Consider the following 20459-nt stretch of genomic DNA (forward strand, 5'->3'; position numbering starts at 1 on the left):
ACGTGCGAAACGGTATTTCCTCCTCACCGCCTGTTCGCTTTCGAGGGTGGGAAGGAGTGAGCGAGGCGCGCGGTCGTCGGTTTCCTATGCCAGCGAGGCGTAGGCGGGGTCGCCAACGGCACCGGGCAACATCAAGGTTCGGGGTCCTGCTGTCCGCGACCCGCGAGAACTTCCGAGGCTTCGGGGAGGTAGCGGAGGCGAACGCCTGGGCTCGCCACGCGGGGGCTGGCGTGCGCGCTTTCCGGGTCCGCGAAGGGCGATGGAGGCGCCACGGCAGCCCTCTACGCTCTCTGCACTGCCAGCAGATGCCAGACCCCGGGTGTTGCCGCAAGCCCCCCCGGTCGTGCTCCACCATCGCCCGTTTCACTCCAGAAGCAGGAGGACGAAGAAATGCACGCGGACGTGGTGACACAGCACGCGGTGGTGATTGCAGGAGGAGGCCCGACCGGGCTGATGCTGGCGGCGGAGCTGGCGTTGGCGCAGGTGGACGTGGCCATCGTCGAGCGGCGCGCCAGTCAGGTGGTCGCCGGCTCGCGCTCGCGCGGCCTGCACGCGCGCAGCCTGGAGGTCCTCGATCAGCGCGGGGTCGTCGAGCGCTTCGTCTCGCAAGGGCAAGCGGTCCAGAACGTCTCGTTCGGGCAGGCGCCTCTGGACCTCAGCGACTGCCCGACGCGTCACAATCATGGGCTCGCGCTCTTGCAGGAGCGCTTCGAGCGCATCCTGGCGGAGTGGGTGGGCGAGCTGGCGGTGCCCATCTATCGTGGGTGCGAGGTGACGGGCTTCGCGCAGGGCGACACTGGCGTCGACGTCGAGCTGTCCGACGGTCGTGCACTGCGGGCGAAGTACCTCGTCGGGTGCGACGGGGGCCGCAGCCTCGTCCGCAAGGCGGCAGGCATCGAGTTCCCGGGGTGGGACGCGTCCGTCAGCTACCTCATCGCCGAGGTCGAGATGACCGGAGCACCGGCGTTCGGCATCCGCCGGGACGAGAAGGGCACCTACGCCATGGGCAAGCTGGAGGACGGACGCGTGGGCGTCGTGCTGAGAGAGGAGCGGGTCGGCACGGGCGACGCGCCGACCCTCGAGGACCTGCGCGAGGGGCTCGTCGCGCTCTACGGGACGGACTACGGCCTGCGCAGCGCCACGTACCTCTCCAGGTTCACCGACATGACGCGGCAGGCGGCGTCCTACCGCAACCTGCGGGTGCTCCTGGCCGGCGACGCGGCCCACGTGCACTCGCCCATGGGCGGACAGGGGCTCAACCTCGGCGTGCAGGATGCCGTGAACCTGGGGTGGAAGCTGGCCCAGGTCGTGCGCGGCGTCTCGCCGGAGGACCTGCTCGACACGTACCAGGCCGAGCGGCACCCCATCGCGGCCCGTGCGCTGCGCAAGACAATGGCGCAGACCGCGCTCAGCCGCGGTGACGCGCGGATGGACGCCGTACGCGAGACGCTGGCGGAGTTGCTGCGGATGGACGGACCGCGCAAGCAGTACGCGGCGATGATGTCGGGGCTGGACGTCCACTACGACCTGGGCAACGGACACCCGCTGCTCGGGCGCCGCATGCCGGACCTCGACCTGATCACCGCCGACGGCACCCGGCGCGTGTTCCACCTGTTACACGACGCGCGGCCGGTGCTGCTCGACCTGGGCGAGCCCGGCACTCTCGACGTCACGCCCTGGGCGGACCGGGTGCGGAGGGTCGCTGCTCGCTACACGGGGGCGTGGGAGCTCCCGGTGCTCGGCGCGGTCACCGCGCCCGTCGCGGTGCTGATTCGACCAGACGGACACGTCGCGTGGGTCGGGGAGGGCACGGGCCAGGGTCTGCGTGAGGCCCTGACCCGATGGTTCGGGCCGCCGCGCGTGACGTAACGCGCTTGGAGCCCGCTCCATGATTCAGACAAGTGGTGCCTGTGCAGAGCCGCCCGGAGTCGAGACGATGCTCGGCCTCCGGGCGCCCTGGGGCTCAGCGAATCACTTCACATGGAAGGCGAGGTCGTCCACGTCCGTGGTGCTGCCGCCGGGGCATGCGCCCGACAGGGTGGAGGGACGGAGGACCGCCCGGACGGCCTGCGTGGTGCCCGACGGGAGCGTATAGGTCTTCGTCACCCACGCGTACCCGGCGCTGGACAGCGTCGTCGTGCCCAGGCTCACCCAGGCAGGGCTCGAGGCATTCGCCGCGCGGAAGATCTCCAGTTGCTCTCCCGCCGCCGAGGCATACGCGCTGACCTCGACACGCACGCCCTCGCCCACCGCGAGTTCCCGGTCCACCCGCGGCGTCACGACCGGGTTGTCGACCGTGGTGACCCGAACCCGCTCGATGGAGGGCTGGGAGAGGTAGTCGCCGGAGGCACCATCCGCGCAGGTGCCTTGCAGGGTGTTGGGCGGGTTGGCTTCCGGGTGCACCACTCCGCGCCCCTCGTAGAAGCTCCCGGAGTCACAAGCCGTACCCACCGTCGAGCAGTGGCCCACGCGCAGCACCGGGTCGAACTCCGCGAGCCGGGTGGTGGCGGGCATGCAGGTCAGCCCCGCCACGGCACGCGCGCACACGTCCGCGTAGCCGTCTCCATTGACGTCGCCCAGCGCGAGCGTCGCGCCGTACTCCTCGCCCGACCAGTTGGCGGCATCTCCGAAGTTCGTGTTGAGGACGTAGCGGTAGTTCCTGAAGGAAGTGCCCGTGGAGAAGGCGCAGACGATTCCCGTCGAGTGCCGGCCACACACGTCCGCGGAGCCATCCCCATCCACATCGCCCAGCTTGATGGACTTGTAGCGCGACGGGCTCGTGGCCCACCCCGACGCGTCATCGAAGGCCATCTGCGTCCAGAGGGTCGGCGTGCCGAAGCCGCTGCCCGTCGACAACGCGCACGACATTCCGCCAGGGCCCCGGACGCAGAGATCGGCGCGGTTGTCGTTGTTCACCTTCGCGATCTGGAAGGTGGTGGCGTACTCCGGCTGCGACCAGGGCGACGCGGTGAACGCCGAACTCCACGATGTCGCCGCCGCGAAGGTCGTCCCGTTGAAGAGGCTGCAGACGATTTCGCCGCTCGCGTCCCTGCCGCAGATGTCCCCATCTCCGTCCCCATCGATGTCCCCGACGCGAATCGAGCCGTAGCGAGACTCCGCGGCGTTCCAGCCATTCGCATTCGAGAACGACGTCGCGGCCCAGGCCGAGGTCTGGAAGCCCCCCGTGAGCGCCTTGAAGCAGAGGTAGCCCGCGGCGGCGCGAATGCAGGCATCCGCCTTGCCATCGTTGTCGATGTCCGCGAGCTGGAAGGTCGTGCTGTACTCCCCCGGCTTGTAGCCCAGGGTGTCCGACACGATGTCCAGCCAATTGCTCTCCGCCTGCATGGAGCCGTCGGCGTTCGACAGGGCGCAGCGGAGGCCCGCGCTGCCTCGACCGCAGACATCGGCCCGGCCATCCCCGTTGATGTCTCCCAGTCGAACGGTGCCGTGGTAGCCGATGTCGTTGTTCCACAGGTCCGCGTCGGACAGATATCCCGTCGTCCAGTTGGTCGGTGACGGGAAGCTGAGCGTTCCCCGGACGCCCGGAATCGCGTCGAGCGGGACGAAGACATACGGGGTCCCCGACTTGGCCTTCAGCTTGGTGACCAGGGACACCACGAGGTCGTAGGACCAGGTCGTTCCGGCGAGGCCCGCTACCGGGCTTGCGTCGTGCAACTGCAGGATGCCCCGCTCCCGGGGGCCCGCCACGGAGCCAGCATCCAGGTTGGTGACATACGGGACCTCACCTTGATAAACGTAGTCGTCGGCGCACTCCTCGGGCGTCGCACCTCCGACTTTTGACGCGCAGGCCCAGTCGTGGGCATCCCAGTCGAAGCAGAAGGGGCCGGCCAGCTTGGACAGCAGTGGATCGCTCCGGAGGTTGTTCGCGACCGCCGCCGACCCGTCGCAAGCATTGTAGTCGTTGTGAGGATTCTGACCCCACTTGTCGCCGGGCGCCCGGAAGAAATACATGCCGTCGCTGATGTGGGGATCAAGAAGGACCTGGGTATTGTGAATCGTGGCGGCCTGGGCCCCCGGTGCACCGCCATCGCTCGGATCCAGGCTCGGCAGGTCCTCATGGAGGTAGGTGTGATTGGCGACGCGGTGTCCCATCGCGACGACCTCTTCGGGGAAGTCGGGACGGTCGAAGCACCCACCACCGTCAATCCCGTCAATCCGACAGCCATTGACGAAGAACGTCGCGCGAATGCCCTGCTGCTGAAGGTAGTGGGCGATCATCAGGCTGGTGTTACCGCCGTCGGCGTGGTCGCGATCCGGACCATCGTCGAACGTGAGGGACACCGTCCTGTACGGCAGCGATGAGTTCTTGCCGTAGGGATGTCCGATCTGATCATGCGTCAGGACGCGATCGGTCCGACTTGCCGTCTCGGCCTCCCTGGCCGGGGTGGATTGAATGCATGCAACGCTCAGCAGGAGCGGAGTCAGAAGGAGGATTCTCATGGAGTTTGTGTGGGGCCGTGTTGGAAGAGGGGCCGACACATCTCCTATCACTCACGCCCGACGTCCCCACACCTCATGTTGCGTCATCCATGCGGAGTCCCGCCCTGGCCGTCGAACCGCTCGCGGTTCCCCGCCGCCCCGTCAACACCTACTCCATCTCGTCAAGAAGGAGCGGGCACCTGCCTGGCGATATCGATGATCGCGGAGCGTACGAAGGCGCACGCGTCGTCCTCGTCCAGCGCGGCGGGCCAGAGCAGGTCCATGCCGCCCGCGCGGTGCGCGAAGGGGAAGGGCGCGCTGCGAAGGTGCGGCCGCTGCCGCAGGAGCTGCGCCGCGAAGACTTCGGGCAAGGTCGCCACCAACTGGCTGCCGTCGACGATGGCGCCAATCGCGCTGAAGCTCGCGACCGAGCAGCGGACGCGCCGCTCGACGCCATACCTGTCCTCGACCGTGCCGCGGAGGTCGCCGTTGTAGGAGACGATGACGTGCTCCTGCGCGAGGTACGTGCGCTTGCTGGGTCGCGCGCCGAGGCGCACGTGGCGCGGGTCGAAAAGACAGACGAAGTGGCCACGGATGAGCGGCGTGCGCAGGATTGTCTGGGGCAGCTTGTCGATGACCGTGGCCGCGAGGTCGACGCGACGGGTCGCCAGCGCATCGACCACCGTGCGGAACTGGACCGGCGTGCAGACGAGCCGCATCCTGGGCGCGTCGCGTCCGAGCCGGCGCAGCAGCGGCGGCAGCAGCCACTCGTCCGAGAAGTCGGAGAGCCCGAGGCGGATGATCCGCTCGCTCGTGGTCGGATCGAAGCGCGCCGGTGCGAGCGCCGCCTGGAGCATCGCCTCGAGCAGCGGACGGACCTCGGTCACGAGGCGTGCTGCCCGGCTCGTCAAGATCACGCCGCGGCCGTGGCGCACGAGCATCGGCGTGTCCAGCGACTCGCTGAGCCGGGCGAGCGCCGCGCTCACCGCCGACTGCGTGAGGTAGAGCCCCGCGGCCGCCTTCGTGACCGAGCCCGTGTCGGCGACGGCGACGAGCACGCGCAGCAGGTTGAGGTCGAGATCCCTGGCACGAACAACGTTCATGATTGGCATGCATCCTATTTGCTGGTGTGAAGTGTGGCCATCGTTAGATTCGAGCACATGACGAACACAGACAAACTCGGCGGCCGATTCACGTTCCCTGGCACATCGCTCACGGTGCACCGCATGGGCTACGGCGCCATGCAGCTCGCGGGCCCGCACGTCTGGGGACCGCCGCGCGATCCCGAAGCGGCTGCAGCGGTGCTGCGCGAGGCGATCGCGCTCGGCATCGACCACTTCGACACGAGCGAGGCCTACGGGCCCCACGTCACGAACCAGCTCATCCGCGCCACGCTGCATCCGTATCTCAAGAACGTCGTGATCGTGTCGAAGCTGGGTGGGCGGCGTGGCGCGGACAAGTCGTGGCTCCCGGCGCTATCGCCCGCCGAAATCCGCTCGGACCTCCAGGACAACCTGCGCCACCTCGGGCTCGACGCGATCGACGTCGTGAACCTGCGCATGATGAGCATGACGCCCACGGAAGGCCCGCTCGACAAGGAGCTCGCCGTCCTCATCGAGCTCAAGCGCGAAGGGCTCGTTCGCCACATCGGCCTCAGCAACGTGACGGCGCGTCAGGTCGAGCAGGCGCAAGCGCTCACCGACATCGTGTGCGTGCAGAACCACTACAACCTGGCGCATCGCGGAGACGACGCGCTCATCGACACGCTGGCGAAGCAGCGCATCGCCTACGTGCCGTTCTTCCCGCTCGGCGGCTTCACGCCACTCCAGTCCTCGACGCTGTCGGAAGTCGCGAACGAGCTGGGCGCGACGCCGATGCAGGTCGCGCTCGCGTGGCTGCTGCACCGCGCGCCGAACATCCTGCTCATCCCGGGCACGTCGTCGGTCGCGCACCTGCGCGAGAACGTGGCCGCAGCGTCACTCGTGCTGCCAGCAAGGAGCATCGCCGCGCTCGACGCAATCGCGCGCTAAAGGCACCAGGTTGTTCGTGTCGCTGCCGCTGCGCGCAGAGGGATTCGCGGCGATGACTGCTGTCCCAGCGCTGATGACCGCAGTCACCAGGGCCCTCCCATCGCCTTCGGGGCCCCCTCCCGCCAACCCTCTGAAACCAGGGAGGCGCCTTGTCCACATCGTGTGACTTGAGCATGGCATGTCGGATGCAGTCGGACAGGACGTCGCTGCACCGACCCCCTCCGCCGCACCTCTTGAGGAGCCTGCCATGCGTGCCTCCCGCCTCGGTTCGACCTTGTCCCGCTCCGCGACCCTCCCCTCCTCCGCGGGGTCCAGGCCCCAGCCGCCAGCGCGCGCCGCCACGCTCCCCGCTTCGGCGCCCTCCTCGCAGACCCTCAGGCCCGCGGCGACCCGGCCCGCCGCGAGCGCGCCGACGGCCCCGGAGTCCAAGCCCCTGAAGCACCCGGGCATGCCCGAGGGTGGCCCCACCTACAGCCCCTGGGCGAAGACCACGGGCCAGGCCTCGGCCGTGAGGGTGAGCGGCGGTGACAACAAGCTCACGCCGCCCCCGGGAGCCAAGCAGAGCATGCTCGTCGACAGGCCGGGCAACCCCTTCCAGAAGGACACCTTCGCTGGCGGCACGGTGAGCGGCAACGTGGGCTCGATGCAGGCCTCCACCTCCAGCCACAGTGGCGGTGGCGTGCGCCACTACTCGGCCCAGGCCGAGGTGAACGGCCCCCATGCCGCCTACGCGTTGCAGAAGACGCACGCGGGACGGCTGGGCGTGACGAGCGGCCAGCTCGCCGCCGAGGCGAACACCTTCAAGGGACAGGCCCAGGCCGGTGTGTCGCTCGACAGGAACGGGCACGCCTACACGGCCGCGCTGACGGCGAAGGCGGAGACGGGCGTGGGCATCGCGGCGAGCGCGAACCATGACTTCAACCGGCACGTGGGCGGGTACATCAAGGGCGAGGGCAAGGCCTCCGCCACCGCCTACGCCGAGGGCGTGGCCAGCCTGGACCCGAAGACCGCCACGGCGATGCTCTCGGGCAAGGTGGGTGCGGCCGCCACAGCGGGCGCGTACGCCACGGCGGGCGGGCACGTGGGCCGGCTGCACGGCTCGGTCACCGCGGGCGCGGTGGCGGGCGCGGCGGCCCAGGCGGGCGGCAAGGTGGGGCTGGAGAATGGCTTCCTCAGGCACTCCGCGGACATCCATGCCGCCACGGGTGTGGGCACCCACCTGAAGTCCGACCTGGCGGTCGACCTCCGTCACCACATCAAGCCGGGCATCGCGTCGGGCCTGCGTCCCGCAGTCGCCAACGCCACCAGCGTGGCCTCGACCACGAACACACTCGCGCCCGAGAAGTCGCGCCTCGAGAACTTCTTCGCCAAGGCCTTCCACACGGCCTGACATGCCCCTGTGCCTGCCCGGTCAGGCATTCATATCCATATGTTTTCCCGGCCAACGTGCTTTCGGGGTAATACCTGAAAGCACCACCAACGTTCACGCAGCCCACGGGCCGCATGAGCCTGTTCAACCGGGAGAAGCAGCGATGCAATCACAGGTGAGAACGAGTGTACGAGCGTGGTGCCCCAGGCCGCTCTTCGTCATGTGCGCGGTCATCTCCCTCGTCGTGGGCTGCTCGATGCCGTCGACGCCGGAGCCCCTGGAGCTCGCGGTCTCGCGCGCGGGCGCGGTCGTTCTAGACGCCAACTTCGCCGACTCCGTCTTCGTCAGTGGCCTCCAGGGACCGACCACCATGACCTTCGCGCCCGATGGGCGCCTGTTCGTCTCGGAGAAGAACGGCTCGCTGCGCATCGTCGAGAACGGCCAGCTCCTGGCGACTCCGTTCGTGACGCTCGCCGTGGACAACGACAACGAGCGTGGGCTGATGGGCGTTGCGTTCGATCCCAACTTCGCCAGCAACCATTATCTGTATGTCTATTACACGTCGGTCGCTGGCAGCATCCACAATCGAGTCAGCCGCCTCACCGCCAACGGCAATGTGGCGGTCCCCGGAAGCGAGCTGGTGCTCGCCGACCTTCCGACGCTCGACGCCGCCAACCACAACGGTGGCGCGGTCCGCTTCGGACTCGACGGCAAGCTCTACGTTTCGGTCGGGGAAAACGCGGTCTCCTCCAACTCGCAGAGCCTGAACACGCCACTCGGAAAGCTGCTGCGCTTCAACTCGGATGGCAGCATTCCCACGGACAATCCGTTCTACGCGACCGCCACCGGGCTTGCCAAGGCGACCTGGGCGCTGGGCCTGCGCAACCCCTTCACCTTCGACGTTCAGCCCGGCACGGGGACGCTGTTCATCAACGACGTGGGCGAAGGCGGCTGGGAAGAGATCAACCGCGGCCAGGCCGGTGCCAACTACGGCTGGCCGATGACTGAAGGCTATTTCACGAATCGCCCGGAGCTCACGCAGCCGTTCTTCGCGTACCCACATGGCGCTGGCACGGCCGCCGGCAACTGCATCGCCGGTGGTGCCTTCTACAACCCACCTGTCCCTGCGTTTCCCAGCGCGTACGTCGGTCAATACTTCTTCGCGGACTACACCAACAATTGGATCTCGCGCATCGACCCGAACTCCGGCGCGAATTCGCTTTTCGCGACGGCCGCCGCGGGGCCCGTGGACCTCGACGTGGGGCCCGACGGCGCGCTCTACTATCTGGCGCGCGGCGCGGGCCAGGTGGGTCGCATCGCCTACACGGCTTCACTGCCGCCGAGCATCGCGCAGCAACCGGCGAGCACGCTGGTGTCGGTCGGCAATCCGGCGACCTTCACGGTGTCCGCGAGCGGCGAGCCGCCTCTCACCTATCGGTGGCAGCGCAACGGCGTGGACATCACCGGCGCGACCTCTCCGAGCTACACGCTGAACGCCGCGCAGCTCGCCGACAGCGGCGCGCGCTTCCGAGCAGTCGTCACCAACGGGCTTGGCTCGACCACCAGCGCCGAGGCGGTGCTGACGGTGACGTCCAATCAACCGCCGGTGGCCACCATTGTCACGCCGGTCGCGGGAGCGACCTACACCGCGGCCACCAACCTGATGTTCTCCGGCTCGGCCAGCGACGTGGAGGATGGCGCGCTGCCGCCGAGCGCGATGACCTGGAGCATCACCTTTCATCACGATACCCACACGCATCCAGCCATGTCCGATACCACCGGCATCGCGAGCGGGAGCTGGCCGATTCCGAGCATCGGCGAGAGCTCGGCCAACGTCTGGTATCGCTTGCGGCTCACGGTGCGAGACTCGATTGGCCTCACCCACACGACGTATCGCGATGTCCTCCCGGTCACCGTCCCCCTCAAGGTGACCAGCCTGCCGAGCGGGCTGCAAGTGCTGATGGACGGGCGGCCGTTCGCGGCACCGCATGACACGACCGGCGTGGTCGGCGTCGTCCGCTCCGTGGGCGTCGACTCGCCGCAGTACGCGAACGGAAGATTCTGGGCGTTCTCGTCGTGGTCGGACGGCGGCGCGCAATCGCATACCTTCACCACGCCTGGCAGCGCAGCCACCTACACCGCCACGTTCGTCGAGACCTCGGGCGGGAGCTGCTACCAGATTCAAAGCGAGCGCAGCGACAAGTGGCTCATCGTCGACACCGCGGGCAAGGTCGTCGCTGGCAGCGCGACGCAAGCAGGAGGACAGGTCTTCCAGCTCGTTCCGAACGGTACCCGGTACAAGCTCAAGGGCTCGGGCGACGTGTTCCTGACGGTGGTGACAAACCAACTCGCGATGAGCGCCAACTTCGCCAGCGGGGAGTCGTTCACGCAGCTTGCCTGCGGCCATGGCGGCCGTACCCGTGTCGGCTTCCAGTCTTCATCGGGGAGCGCGCCCCATTGGAAGGAAACCACGCCGGACGGTCCCATCCAGAGCGGTGACGGCGGCAATGGCGGCGCCTGCAACCCGACCGATGCCGGCGCCTGGGAGGGCTTCTACCTCGAACCGGTGGCCTGCTCGGGTGGTAGCTCCGGCCCCGTGTGCGGCAACGGCACCGTCGAGAGTGGCGAGCAATGCGACGATGGCAACACCCAGTCGGGCGATGGCTGCGATGCGACGTGCCACAGCGAGACGGGCGGCGGCGCGGGCTGCTTCCGCGTCCAGAGCGAGCGCAGCGACCAGTGGCTCACCGTCGACGGCGCGGGCAAGGTGGCCGCCATCAGCACGACGCAGACCGGCGGCGCGATCTTCGAGCTCGTCACGAGCGGCGCGAAGTACAAGCTCAAGGCAGCGAGCGGTGCCTACCTGGCGGTGGTCGCGGACCAGCTCACCGTGAGCGCCACGCTCAACACGGCGGAGCCGTTCACCCGCTACGACTGCGGCATCCACGGCGGCCGCAATCGCTATGGCTTCGAATCGTCGACGGGCAACGCGCGCAACTGGAAGGAGGCCACCTCCGGCGCACCCATCCAGAGCGGAAATGGCGGCAACGTGGGCATCTGCAATCCCACCGACGTTGGTGCGTGGGAAGCCTTCTACCTCGAGCCCGCGACCTGCCCGGCGGCGCAACCCTGAGGAGCTGTGCCTGGTCCTAGCCAGAACCCGGTGGCTGCGTCATGCGCGCGGCAAAGACGGGGCCGCGACCTGCCCCGTCGCGGGTACCTGGCCCACGCGGACCTGGATGCGGTCGCCGCTTGAGCACTGGCTACAGCGGCGCCGCGATCCCGGCGAGGATGAGGTCGATGCCGGCGAGGAACTCGGCGCGGTCGTCGTGCTCGCGCAGTTGGGCAGCGACGTTCCGGGTGAACGGATACTCGTGGGCGTCGAGCTCCTGCCACTGGGCCGACACCGTCTCTAGAAAGTCAGCGCGGTCCACGGGCGGATCGAGCAGGCGGCCGTTCGCGGCATTCTGGACGCTCACGCCGATGATGTAGCTCACCAGCGCTGACGCCGCCGTGAACCGGGCGCCGCCTGGAACTCCCAGCGCTTGGACCTGACGCCCGATGCGCTCGAAGATCTGCAGCATCGCGGTCCGCCACGGAGCGCGAGAAAGCTGCGCGCCCACCCACGGATGCGCATCGATTGCCTCGAACACGACGACGGCGATCCCGCGGATCGCTTCGTGCGGCGTGGCGCAGGCGAGGACTTCGCCCATCGCGCGCGCGACGACAGCGTCACTGGCGGCGACGAGCAGCTCGCCCTTGTTCGCGATGTGCCAATAGATCGCGCCGGGTCCAGTGGCGAGCCGGGTGGCAAGCGCTCGGAAGGTCAACCCGTCCTCGCCCTCCTCGTCGAGCAGTTCGATCGCCACGTCGACGATCCGCTCACGTGAGAGCGCATCCTCACGTCGTTCCGACCCGCGCGTCGCCTTTGCCATGGCTCCATCTTGACAGACCTGGAACGGCGTTCCAATGTGGCTTATGGAACGCCGTTCCAGAGTCCGGCAGCGGCGTCGCCGAGCGGTCTCCCACTTGAAAGGAAGCACGATGAATCCGGTCACGATCATTGGCGCCGGCCTCGGAGGGCTGACGCTCGCTCGCGTCCTGCACGTCCACGGCATCGCCTCCACCGTCTACGAGGCCGATGCGTCCGCGGACGCGCGCACACAGGGCGGAATGCTCGACATCCATGACCACAACGGACAGCTCGCGCTGAAGGCGGCCGGACTCTTCAACGAATTCCGCCGACTCATCCATGAAGGTGGCGAGGCAACGCGGGTGCTCGGCCCGCACGGCAGGGTCCTCTTCGACGAGCCAGACGACGGCAACGGACGGCGCCCCGAGGTGCGTCGCGGTGAGCTGCGGCGCATCCTGCTCGACTCGCTGCCCGAGGGAACCGTCCAATGGGGACGCAAGGTCACCGGCGTCCACCCGCTTGGCGACGGGCGTCATGAGGTGACCTTCGCGGACGGGTCGACTGTCACGACGCGCCTCCTGGTCGGCGCGGACGGCGCCTGGTCGAGGATCCGGCCGCTGCTGTCCGACGCGAAGCCCGAGTACGTCGGCATCTCGTTCATCGAGACCTACCTGCTCGACGCCGACACGCGCCACCCGGCCAGCGCGAAGGCCGTCGGAGGCGGGGCCATGCTCGCCCTCGCGCCCGGCAAGGGCATCCAAGCCCACCGTGAACCCGACGGCGTCCTGCACACCTACGTCGCGATCACCCGGCCGCAGGAGTGGATCGCGGGCATCGACTTCGCCAATCCAAACGAAGCGAAGGCTCGCGTCGCGGCGGAGTTCGACGGCTGGGCGCCAGAGCTCACCGCGCTGATCACCGATGGCGAAACAGACCTCGTCCCCCGAAGGCTCCATTCGCTCCCGACCGCACATCGGTGGGAGCGCGTGCCCGGGGTGACGCTCCTCGGCGACGCCGCGCATCTGATGCCGCCGTCCGGTGAGGGCGCCAACCTCGCGATGTACGACGGCGCCGAGCTCGCCAAAGCCATTGCCGCGCACCGAGGCGACCTCGAAGCCGCGCTCGCCGAGTACGAAGAAACCATGTTCGCCCGGAGCGCGCACGAAGCCGCCGAAGCCACGACCCTCCTCCAGCTCTGCTTCGGCGACAACGCTCCGCACGGACTGATTGACTTCTTCACCGGCTCACAATCGACCGCGGTACCGCCCACCGCGGAGCAAGGTCGTCCTGCCTCCAACAGCAAATAAAGACGCCTCTCTGTGAGCAGTCCTGAGTCACAACTCCGACGGACCCGGCGCAATCACTCCAGCGTCGAGCTTGCTCACGCCGACCGAGCCAGCGCGACCGCGTCGGGACCTGCGGGGAAACGGAGCTTCTCCGACGTGTCGTTCGCGGCGTGCCAGACCGCTTCGGCCACGTCGGACTCGCGCGTCACCGCAGCCGGCTGCCCGAATGAGGCGAAGATGCGCTGTGCGAAGGGCGCATATGCCTCGGGGAACAGCCCTTCCATGCGGGGGCCGCCGTTGCTCGTGAAACGGGTGCCCGGGCAATAGCCCGGCTCGACGAGCTTCACGCGCAGGTTGAAGGCTTCGAGTTCGAACGCGAGCGACGCCGTGAACCCTTCGATGGCGACCTTGCTCGCGGTGTACACAGCCACCAGCGGCATCGGCGCCAGCGTCGCGCTGGACGTCACGTTCACAATCACCCCCGACCTGCGTGCGCGAAACCGGGGCAGCACCGCCTGCGTCATCGCCATCACACCGAAGACGTTGGTCTCGAACACGTCACGCACCGTGGCCATCGGCGTGGCCTCGAAGGCCCCCATGAGCCCGATGCCCGCGTTGTTGACGAGCACGTCGATGGGCCCGCTCGCCTCCAGCGCCGCCGCGATACTCTCGGGCTTCGTCACGTCGAGCGGCACCACGCGCAGCCGGTCCGAACGAGGCAGGACGTCCTCGCGTGGCGTTCGCATGGTAGCGACCACGTTCCAGCCCTGCGCGTGAAAGTGGCGCGCGGTCTCAAGTCCGTAGCCAGAGGAACACCCCGTGATGAGCACCGTCTTCATGACCGCCCTCCCGCGTTGAGCTTGCCGCCGACAGACACTTCGTCCTGATACCGGGCCTCGCCAGTGACGACACCGTGTTCGTGGGTGGCCGGGCCCGTGCCGCTCGCCGCGGAGAGCAACAGGCCCGCCAGTGCGTCGCCTCTTCCCGCAAGAGCAGTCATTGTCGCCCGGAATCCATACGTCGCCTTCATGTCGGCTCCTTGCCGCGATTCGCGCGGCGTCGATGGAACCAAGGTACTTGCGGCTGACAGGACTCTCCACCACGCGCAGTCCATATTTCTTTTGCTAGAGTCCAGCCATGACCGACCCGCTCTCGGAAGTCATCGCCTTGCTTCAGCCACGAGCCGTCTTCTCGAAGGGCATCAGCGGAGCGGGCCGCTGGGGTGTGCGCTACTCGGACTTTGGCCAGCCGAGCTTCTGTGCCGTGCTCGAAGGGCGCTGCCGACTCGCTGTCGACGGCCAGCCCGCCCTCACGCTCGTGGCGGGCGATTTCGTGCTCCTGCCGGCGACGCCGGGCTTCACCCTGTCTGGCTTCGAGCCGGTGACACCCGAGCGCATCGACCCCAAGGTGACGCCCTCTCCGAAGGGTGAGGTGCGTCATGGCACGCGTGGCGGTCCTCCCGACGTGCGCCTGCTCGGCGGCTACTTCGTCTTCGACTCGCCTGACGCGGCCCTGATGGTGTCGCTGCTCCCGGCCCTGGTGCACGTACGCGGCGAGGAGCGGCTCTCGGTGCTGGTACGACTCGTCGGCGGCGAGACGAGCGAACAGCGCTCGGGCCGCGACCTCGTGCTCACGCGTCTCGTGGAGCTGCTGCTCATCGAAGCGCTGCGGTCGACATCGAGCGACGACGCGCCTCCAGGGCTCCTGCGCGGTCTGGCCGATGCGCGGCTCGCACCCGCGATACGGCAGATGCACGGTCACCTCACGCGGCCGTGGACGGTGGCGCAGCTCGCGAAGAGCGCGGCGCTTTCGCGCTCGGCATTCTTCGATCGCTTCACGCGCACCGTGGGTCTGCCCCCGATGGAGTACCTGCTGGACTGGCGGATGGCCGTTGCGCGGGGGCTGCTTCGCCGCCGGGAATTCGCCATCGCGGAGGTCGCCGAGCGCGTCGGCTACAGCTCGGCGAGCACCTTCAGTACGGCGTTCAGCCGACACGTGGGCCAGTCTCCGGGCCGCTATGCACGGGCAAGCTAGACGGCGGACGCGCTCAGGGCACCTTGCGCCCAGGTGCTCGGTGGTCCGAGCGGAGCCAGCGGCGCACCTCTTCCAGGTACTCCCGTGGGAGGGCATGCCCGCTTTCGAAGGTCTTGTGTGTCTTGCTGCGGGACGGGGCGGCATCGAACAAGGCACGGCTGTCCACGACAGGGGCGAAGTCATCCTTGTTCGCAGTCAGGAGCAGCCAGTCCTGGTGAATCGTCGCCATGTGTCGCGAGGGGGCGATCTCCTCCATCGACGGATCGATGTGAGGTGGAACCATCGTGACGAGGTGGGTGACGCGGGGCTCACGCGCCGCCAGCAGGAGTCCCACCTGGGCACCCATGCTGTACCCCGCGACGAGCACCCGAGGCGGCTTGCCTTTCGCGAGCACAGCCGTCAGCAGCGCGTGGGCATCGCGGACGGTGTCGGCAATCATCGCCACGTACCGCGCGGGCTCGCCTTGATGGGCCAATCTGGCGAGCGCTCCCGGTCGGGCCTCGGGTGTCGCCCGCTCTCCGTGCCGTCGTGCATCGAGGAGGTAGACGCGGTACCCGGCCCGCAGCAGTTCGTCCTTCAGCACACCTCCATGGGTCGGTCCCTCGTCCGACAGCCAGTCCTCCTTGCGGCGCGTGAGCCCATGCAGGAGGACGGCGATGGGTGGATTCGCGGTGCCCTTCTCCGGCTCCAGCACCCGAGTGGGGATGCGTTCTCCATCCGCGCCGCGAACGTCCAACGACGGCGCCGGGTCGGCGGCACGGGCCACGGAAGCAGACAGGAGCAGCAGGCACAGCGACAGCAGGCGGGTCATCGCGGGACTCCCAGAAGTGAGAAGCCCCGCCACCCTGCCCGCCTCCGCGTCAGGCACGCGTCAACACACGTTTGACCTTCGGTTGACGTGGCGGATGGCAGCCTGTCACCGTTCTCCTCCAGAGGTTCCCTGCCCGCTCATGCGAGTGCTCGTCGTCGAAGACAACCGTGACCTCCAGGCCAACATCGCGAGGTTCCTGGGGACGGACTTCCAGCTCGACTTCGCCGCCACCGGGCCCCAGGGACTCACGCTCGCGCTGAGCCATGAGTACGACGTCATCGTGTTGGACCTGATGCTGCCAGGCCTGAGCGGCATCGAGCTGTGTCGCCACTACCGACAGCTCGCCCCTCGGCTGGTGCCCATCCTCATGCTGACGGCGCGGGACACGCTCGAAGACAAGGAAGAGGGCTTTCGCGCGGGCGCGGATGACTACCTCGTCAAGCCGTTCTCCTTGAGGGAGCTTCGACTGCGTCTCGAAGCCCTGGCGCGACGGCCCGTTCCTCCGAGCGGGCGACGACTGACGGTCGGGCCACTCACCCTGGAGCCCGACACCGGCCAGGCACGGCGAGGCGAGCGCACCGTCCGCCTCAACAGGACCGAGGCGCTCCTCCTGAGGCTGCTGATGGAGGCCTCGCCCGAGCCTGTGTCGCCGGCCACGCTGGCCCACCACCTCTGGGGGGACGACGCGCCGGAGTCCAGTGCCTTGCGCACCCACGTCTATGCCCTGCGCGGAGCACTCGCCGAACTGGGAATGAACGCCTGCATCACCACCCGCCGCAACAAGGGATACAGCCTGGATGCGCGCGAGGACTAGGTCGGTTCGAGGACTCCTCCTGGGGGCCATGGCGTTGTCCGCGACGCTCGCGCTCGTCCTGATGGGGGCGTTCTTCACGCTCTTCAGCTACGACCTGGAAGACGCCATCTTCGATCGGCTCGTGGCCACCGCGGCGAACGGACGCGCCGACGATGCGGGCGCGGCCCCTCAAGCCGCCCCGCTCGGAATGAAGACCTACATGGGCCACGCGAGCCTGCCGCCCTGGATCGGGGATGCGCTGCCCGTGGACACACCTGGGGGCGAACACGAGGTCTTCACCCTGGGCCATGGCCACTTCCATGTCGCGGTGCGACCGGACGCGTCGGCGGGCCCCACGCGCTACGTGGTCTTCGACACGACGGAGCTGACCAGCACCACCCGCCATCTGCGTCGGACATCCGGACTGCTGCTGGCCAGTGCCCTGCTGGCCCTGCTTGGCGCCGCGGGGCTCTCCCATATCGTCGCAAGGAGGCTCAGCCAGCCCCTGGAACAGCTCGTGGAACAAGTCCGGTCGGACACGCCGCCGCGAACAGAGGGTGTCGTCGTCACCGAGGTGCACGCCCTGGCCGAAGCCCTGAGCGTCCGGGATGCCCGCATCCAGGCGTTGCTGGAGCGGGAGCGCGCCTTCAACCGGGACGCGAGCCATGAGCTGCGCACGCCCCTCGCCGTGGCGCAGGGCGCGGTGGAGATACTGGAGCTGGACCCACCCGCGGACACGGAGACCTTCGGCCGCCTGCGGAAGGCCGTGCACCACATGGGCCTGCTGACGGAGGGCATCCTCTGGCTGGCCCGGGCAGGCCGCTCGGACGAATCGTGCGGGCTGGTAGGCATCTCCCGCGAAATGGTCGCGCTGTACGGCGACCACCTCTCCCACGGCGACGTGAAGCTCGTCATCGAAGCGGAAGCGGAGGTCCTCGCGCCACTTCCAGGGTCCGTGGCGCGAGTGATGTTGGGCAACCTCATCAAGAACGCGCTCGCCTATACGAACCAGGGACGCATCGTCATCCACATCGAGCCCGAGAGCTGGAGCATCTCCGACACAGGCGTGGGCTTCGGCCGGGGCGAGCCCGAGCACACAGGCTTCGGCATCGGCCTGTCGCTCGTGGAGCGGCTGGCGCGTCGGTTCAACTGGAACCTGTCCATCAGCCCCCTTGAGCCACACGGAACGAAGGTGCGGCTCACCTGGACTTCATGACTCGGGCCCCTGCTGGCACGATACTGGTGCCAATGAACTCACGCCGCAATCTCGTACTCCTCGCCATCCCAGTGATCATCCTGCTGGAGCGCATCGGCTACTTCGCGACGCGTCCGATGCTTGTCAGCCTGGCCCTCCAAGACGTTGAAACGGGAGGGATGGGGATGAGCGGGGACAGGGTCTCGACGCTCGTCAGCGCGATGGTGTTGTTCCGTCTCGGTACGCCGTTTGTTGGCGGTGCCTTCGCGGCGATGCTGGGCCCGCGCATCCCCCTCATCTCCGGGCTGATGATGTGTTCGGTGGGTCAAATCATCATCGCACGGACCTCGTCCGCGGGCATGGTCACGCTCGCCTTCATCTTGATTGGCTTGGGCCAGGGGCTCAGCCTTCCTGCGCTCTACACCCTCCTTGCGGAGGAGCTTCGTGGTCCGCAGGAAGTCCTCTGCAGCGCGGCCTTCATCCTGGGCTATGGCGCGATGAACGTCGGAGCGCTTCTCTTGCCCACGATGGTGGATTTCTCACGTGCGTCTGGGTTTCGGCTGGGGTTTGCCGTCATGGCCGGACTCTCACTCACAGCAACGGTGCTTGCCGTGGCGTTGACCCTCCGGCTGCGTCGTCTTCCCGCCTCCGAAGCAGCCCCCTCGCAGGGCACCTCGCTTGCCCGCCCATTCTTTGGAAGCTTGACGCTCATGTTCCTCCTGGCGCTTCCATACCTTGGCACCCTCCTCTCCCAGATTCTTCTCTTCAAAGCGCTCCCAGGGGAGCCAGGGAGCGAGGAGCTTCGGGCCGCCTACGCACTCAATCCAACGCTTGTCATCGCAAGCGTGGCACTTACCGCGAGCGGCCTCATCTGGGCATTCAGGCGACAGCACCCCATCACGGTGCTTCTCGTGCTGGGAGTGGGGCTCTTGCTTGGAGCGCTCACGGCGCTCCCACCCCTTTGGAATGCGCAGGCATCGCTCATGGTGCTGGCGTACTGCTGTGGCGCGGTCGCGGAGCCGCTGCTCATACCGCTTGCCGGGGCTCGGTTCTCGACAGCGCTCTCTCCCCGCATGGCGGCACTGATGCTTGGACTCTGGTTCACCCTCACGAACTTCCTGGCGGATGTCTCCACATACCTCGTGGGGTCTTCCTGGACACTGCCCCTTATGGCGCTCTGTGCACTCGTGGCGGCCACCCTTGGCGTCGCCTTCACCCTCTTTGGGCGCCGACTGGATGGCCTGCTCTTCTCCCCTGGCGCGACACAGAACGGTTCCCCTCGGGACAATGGGCAGCTTCACGCGTGAGTCCTTCTGTATGAAGCGCTGCTCACGGGGGTGTGGGCTTTGAAGCGGCCATGAAGAGCTCTCCGAGCTGGGCGGCCTGCTCCTCGGCGAAATCCGCATACGTGTTGGACAGCAGGGCGACGACGAGCTGGGAGTCAGGAAAAAGCATCAGCATGGTGCGTCCGCCCTCGATGGCTCCCCGGTGGTGAAGAATGCGCCTGCCTTGCGCGGAGACGCCGATTCGCCAGCCAATGCCCACGCCGGTTTCCTTGCCGGACTTGAGTTTCTGCGAGGTGAAGAGGAGGGCCAGGGTCTCCTTGCGAAGGAAGCCGGGCTGGAGGTGGGCGGAGCCGAACACGACCAGATCCTCGGCGGTGGAGAGCAGACCGCCACCGCCCCATTTGTAGCTGTTGTCCACGTGGGGGGCATGTTGGTGGGTGCCCATGGGGCCATTGGCGTAGAAGCGTGTGCGGTGGGCAATCAACTGCTGAGCATGGTCCGCCAGGGTGTGGCGCATGCCCAGCGGCTCGAAGACGGAGCGCTGGAGATAGCGGAGGAACTCCTCCTGGGCGGCGCCTTCCACCACGGCGCTCACCAGGTTCCAGCCATAGCTGGAATAGGTGTACTTCGTTCCGGGCTCATACAGCAGCGGGTCGTCCTGAAAGAGGCTCAGGGCCTGGGTGATGCTGCTGAAGTGCTTCGCCTCCTTGAAGATGACTTCATCCTTGTCCGCGTAGTGACGAACGCCCGCCAGGTGTCCGGCGAGCTGGCGGGTCGTCATGGGCCAGGGCTTCACGGGAAATGAAGGCACGTATTTCTGGATGGGAGCATCCAGGTCCAGGCGCCCGTCTTCCACCAGACGGGCCACGGCGGCGGCGGTGAGGACCTTGGACACGCTGCCCACGCGAAAGCGGGTGAGCGGGGTGACGGGGACGCTCTGCTCCAGGTCCGCGAACCCAAAGCCCTCGGACCAGAGGATCTGCCCGCGATGGGCGACGGCCACGGAGAGTCCCGGCAGTTGCTTGCCTTTGAGCAGCTCTTGAGCAAAGGCGCGTGCTTGCTGGATCCGCGCCTCATGTCGGGATGAGCTGGGAGGCAGCGGATACGACTCGGTCGGCGCGGCGTGCGCGGAGCCCATCATGAGCAACGCCCCCAGGGCGCTTCGACTCAAGGATGAAGCCACTGCGCGCGCGAACCGACCGGGCCTTGCGGATGAGGCGAACATTGCGGATTCCTATTCCAAGGTGTGGCGCCCAGACCGAGCACACCCGAGGGCACAGCGAGCACCCTCGGGAGCCCAGC

Annotated in this window: 16 protein-coding genes; 9 read left to right on the forward strand and 7 right to left on the reverse strand. The window is 67.9% G+C overall.

The features are described from left to right. Nucleotides 1–390 precede the first annotated feature (390 nt). Nucleotides 391–1869 carry an FAD-dependent monooxygenase gene (locus D7V88_RS06460; RefSeq protein ID WP_120539721.1) on the forward strand — a complete coding sequence of 493 codons (1479 nt, stop codon included), beginning with the start codon at nt 391–393 and terminating at the stop codon, nt 1867–1869. Between the two features lie 102 nt (nt 1870–1971). On the opposite strand, the gene D7V88_RS06465 is transcribed toward D7V88_RS06460, so the two are convergent. Beyond that, on the reverse strand, nt 1972–4302 hold the full coding sequence (locus D7V88_RS06465; protein ID WP_158625017.1) for an FG-GAP-like repeat-containing protein: 2331 nt from the start codon (nt 4300–4302) through the stop codon (nt 1972–1974). 320 nt (nt 4303–4622) lie between these two features. Next, on the reverse strand, nt 4623–5543 hold the full coding sequence (locus D7V88_RS06470) for a LysR family transcriptional regulator (RefSeq protein ID WP_120539723.1): 921 nt from the start codon (nt 5541–5543) through the stop codon (nt 4623–4625). Nucleotides 5544–5600: 57 nt separating this feature from the next. Between D7V88_RS06470 and D7V88_RS06475 the strand changes: the two genes are divergently transcribed. The 3 genes from D7V88_RS06475 (at nt 5601) to D7V88_RS06485 (ending at nt 10972) form a co-directional block, all read left to right on the forward strand. Then, entirely contained in the window at nt 5601–6470 is an 870-nt protein-coding gene (locus D7V88_RS06475) for an aldo/keto reductase family oxidoreductase (protein ID WP_120539724.1), read from the forward strand. A 247-nt stretch (nt 6471–6717) separates the two neighbouring features. Continuing rightward, on the forward strand, nt 6718–7860 hold the full coding sequence (locus tag D7V88_RS06480) for a hypothetical protein (RefSeq protein ID WP_120539725.1): 1143 nt from the start codon (nt 6718–6720) through the stop codon (nt 7858–7860). A gap of 199 nt (nt 7861–8059) precedes the next feature. After that, a complete protein-coding gene (locus D7V88_RS06485) occupies nt 8060–10972 on the forward strand; it encodes a PQQ-dependent sugar dehydrogenase (RefSeq protein WP_244238022.1) in 2913 nt (970 codons plus the stop codon). Between the two features lie 130 nt (nt 10973–11102). Here D7V88_RS06485 and D7V88_RS06490 read toward each other — a convergent pair whose 3' ends face one another. Beyond that, nucleotides 11103–11774, reverse strand: coding sequence for a TetR/AcrR family transcriptional regulator (locus D7V88_RS06490; RefSeq protein WP_120539727.1), 672 nt, complete (start codon nt 11772–11774; stop codon nt 11103–11105). A gap of 109 nt (nt 11775–11883) precedes the next feature. Between D7V88_RS06490 and D7V88_RS06495 the strand changes: the two genes are divergently transcribed. Beyond that, the gene (locus D7V88_RS06495) at nt 11884–13059 is read left to right on the forward strand and encodes an FAD-dependent oxidoreductase (RefSeq protein WP_120539728.1); all 1176 of its coding nucleotides are present in this window, start codon (nt 11884–11886) and stop codon (nt 13057–13059) included. A gap of 74 nt (nt 13060–13133) precedes the next feature. Here the strand turns inward: D7V88_RS06495 and D7V88_RS06500 are convergent, their stop codons facing one another. Both D7V88_RS06500 and D7V88_RS42925 read right to left on the reverse strand, forming a co-directional pair. After that, complete coding sequence (locus D7V88_RS06500; RefSeq protein WP_120539729.1) at nt 13134–13877, reverse strand: SDR family oxidoreductase; 744 nt, start codon at nt 13875–13877, stop codon at nt 13134–13136. After that, nucleotides 13874–14038 carry a hypothetical protein gene (locus D7V88_RS42925; protein ID WP_158625018.1) on the reverse strand — a complete coding sequence of 55 codons (165 nt, stop codon included), beginning with the start codon at nt 14036–14038 and terminating at the stop codon, nt 13874–13876. The genes D7V88_RS06500 and D7V88_RS42925 overlap by 4 nt, the downstream gene beginning before the upstream one ends. A 137-nt stretch (nt 14039–14175) precedes the next feature. On the opposite strand from D7V88_RS42925, the gene D7V88_RS06505 reads away from it, so the two are divergent. Beyond that, nucleotides 14176–15072: an AraC family transcriptional regulator gene (locus D7V88_RS06505; protein WP_120539730.1), complete on the forward strand. Its 897-nt coding sequence runs from the start codon at nt 14176–14178 to the stop codon at nt 15070–15072. A gap of 13 nt (nt 15073–15085) precedes the next feature. Here the strand turns inward: D7V88_RS06505 and D7V88_RS06510 are convergent, their stop codons facing one another. After that, nucleotides 15086–15883, reverse strand: a complete 798-nt coding sequence (locus D7V88_RS06510; protein ID WP_120539731.1) for an alpha/beta hydrolase — start codon at nt 15881–15883, stop codon at nt 15086–15088. Nucleotides 15884–16022: 139 nt separating this feature from the next. Here D7V88_RS06510 and D7V88_RS06515 point away from each other — a divergent pair, with 139 nt between their 5' ends. Genes D7V88_RS06515 through D7V88_RS06525 form a run of 3 tightly spaced genes read left to right on the forward strand, consistent with a single transcriptional unit; the run spans nt 16023 to nt 19178 of the window. Then, nucleotides 16023–16697, forward strand: coding sequence for a response regulator transcription factor (locus D7V88_RS06515; RefSeq protein WP_120539732.1), 675 nt, complete (start codon nt 16023–16025; stop codon nt 16695–16697). 28 nt (nt 16698–16725) lie between these two features. Next, complete coding sequence (locus D7V88_RS06520; protein WP_120539733.1) at nt 16726–17892, forward strand: sensor histidine kinase; 1167 nt, start codon at nt 16726–16728, stop codon at nt 17890–17892. 32 nt (nt 17893–17924) lie between these two features. Then, the gene (locus tag D7V88_RS06525; protein WP_147448638.1) at nt 17925–19178 is read left to right on the forward strand and encodes an MFS transporter; all 1254 of its coding nucleotides are present in this window, start codon (nt 17925–17927) and stop codon (nt 19176–19178) included. A gap of 22 nt (nt 19179–19200) precedes the next feature. On the opposite strand, the gene D7V88_RS06530 is transcribed toward D7V88_RS06525, so the two are convergent. Then, on the reverse strand, nt 19201–20328 hold the full coding sequence (locus D7V88_RS06530; protein ID WP_158625019.1) for a serine hydrolase domain-containing protein: 1128 nt from the start codon (nt 20326–20328) through the stop codon (nt 19201–19203). Nucleotides 20329–20459 lie beyond the last annotated feature (131 nt).

Origin of the sequence: Corallococcus terminator, assembly GCF_003611635.1 — a bacterium.
Lineage (GTDB): Bacteria > Myxococcota > Myxococcia > Myxococcales > Myxococcaceae > Corallococcus > Corallococcus terminator.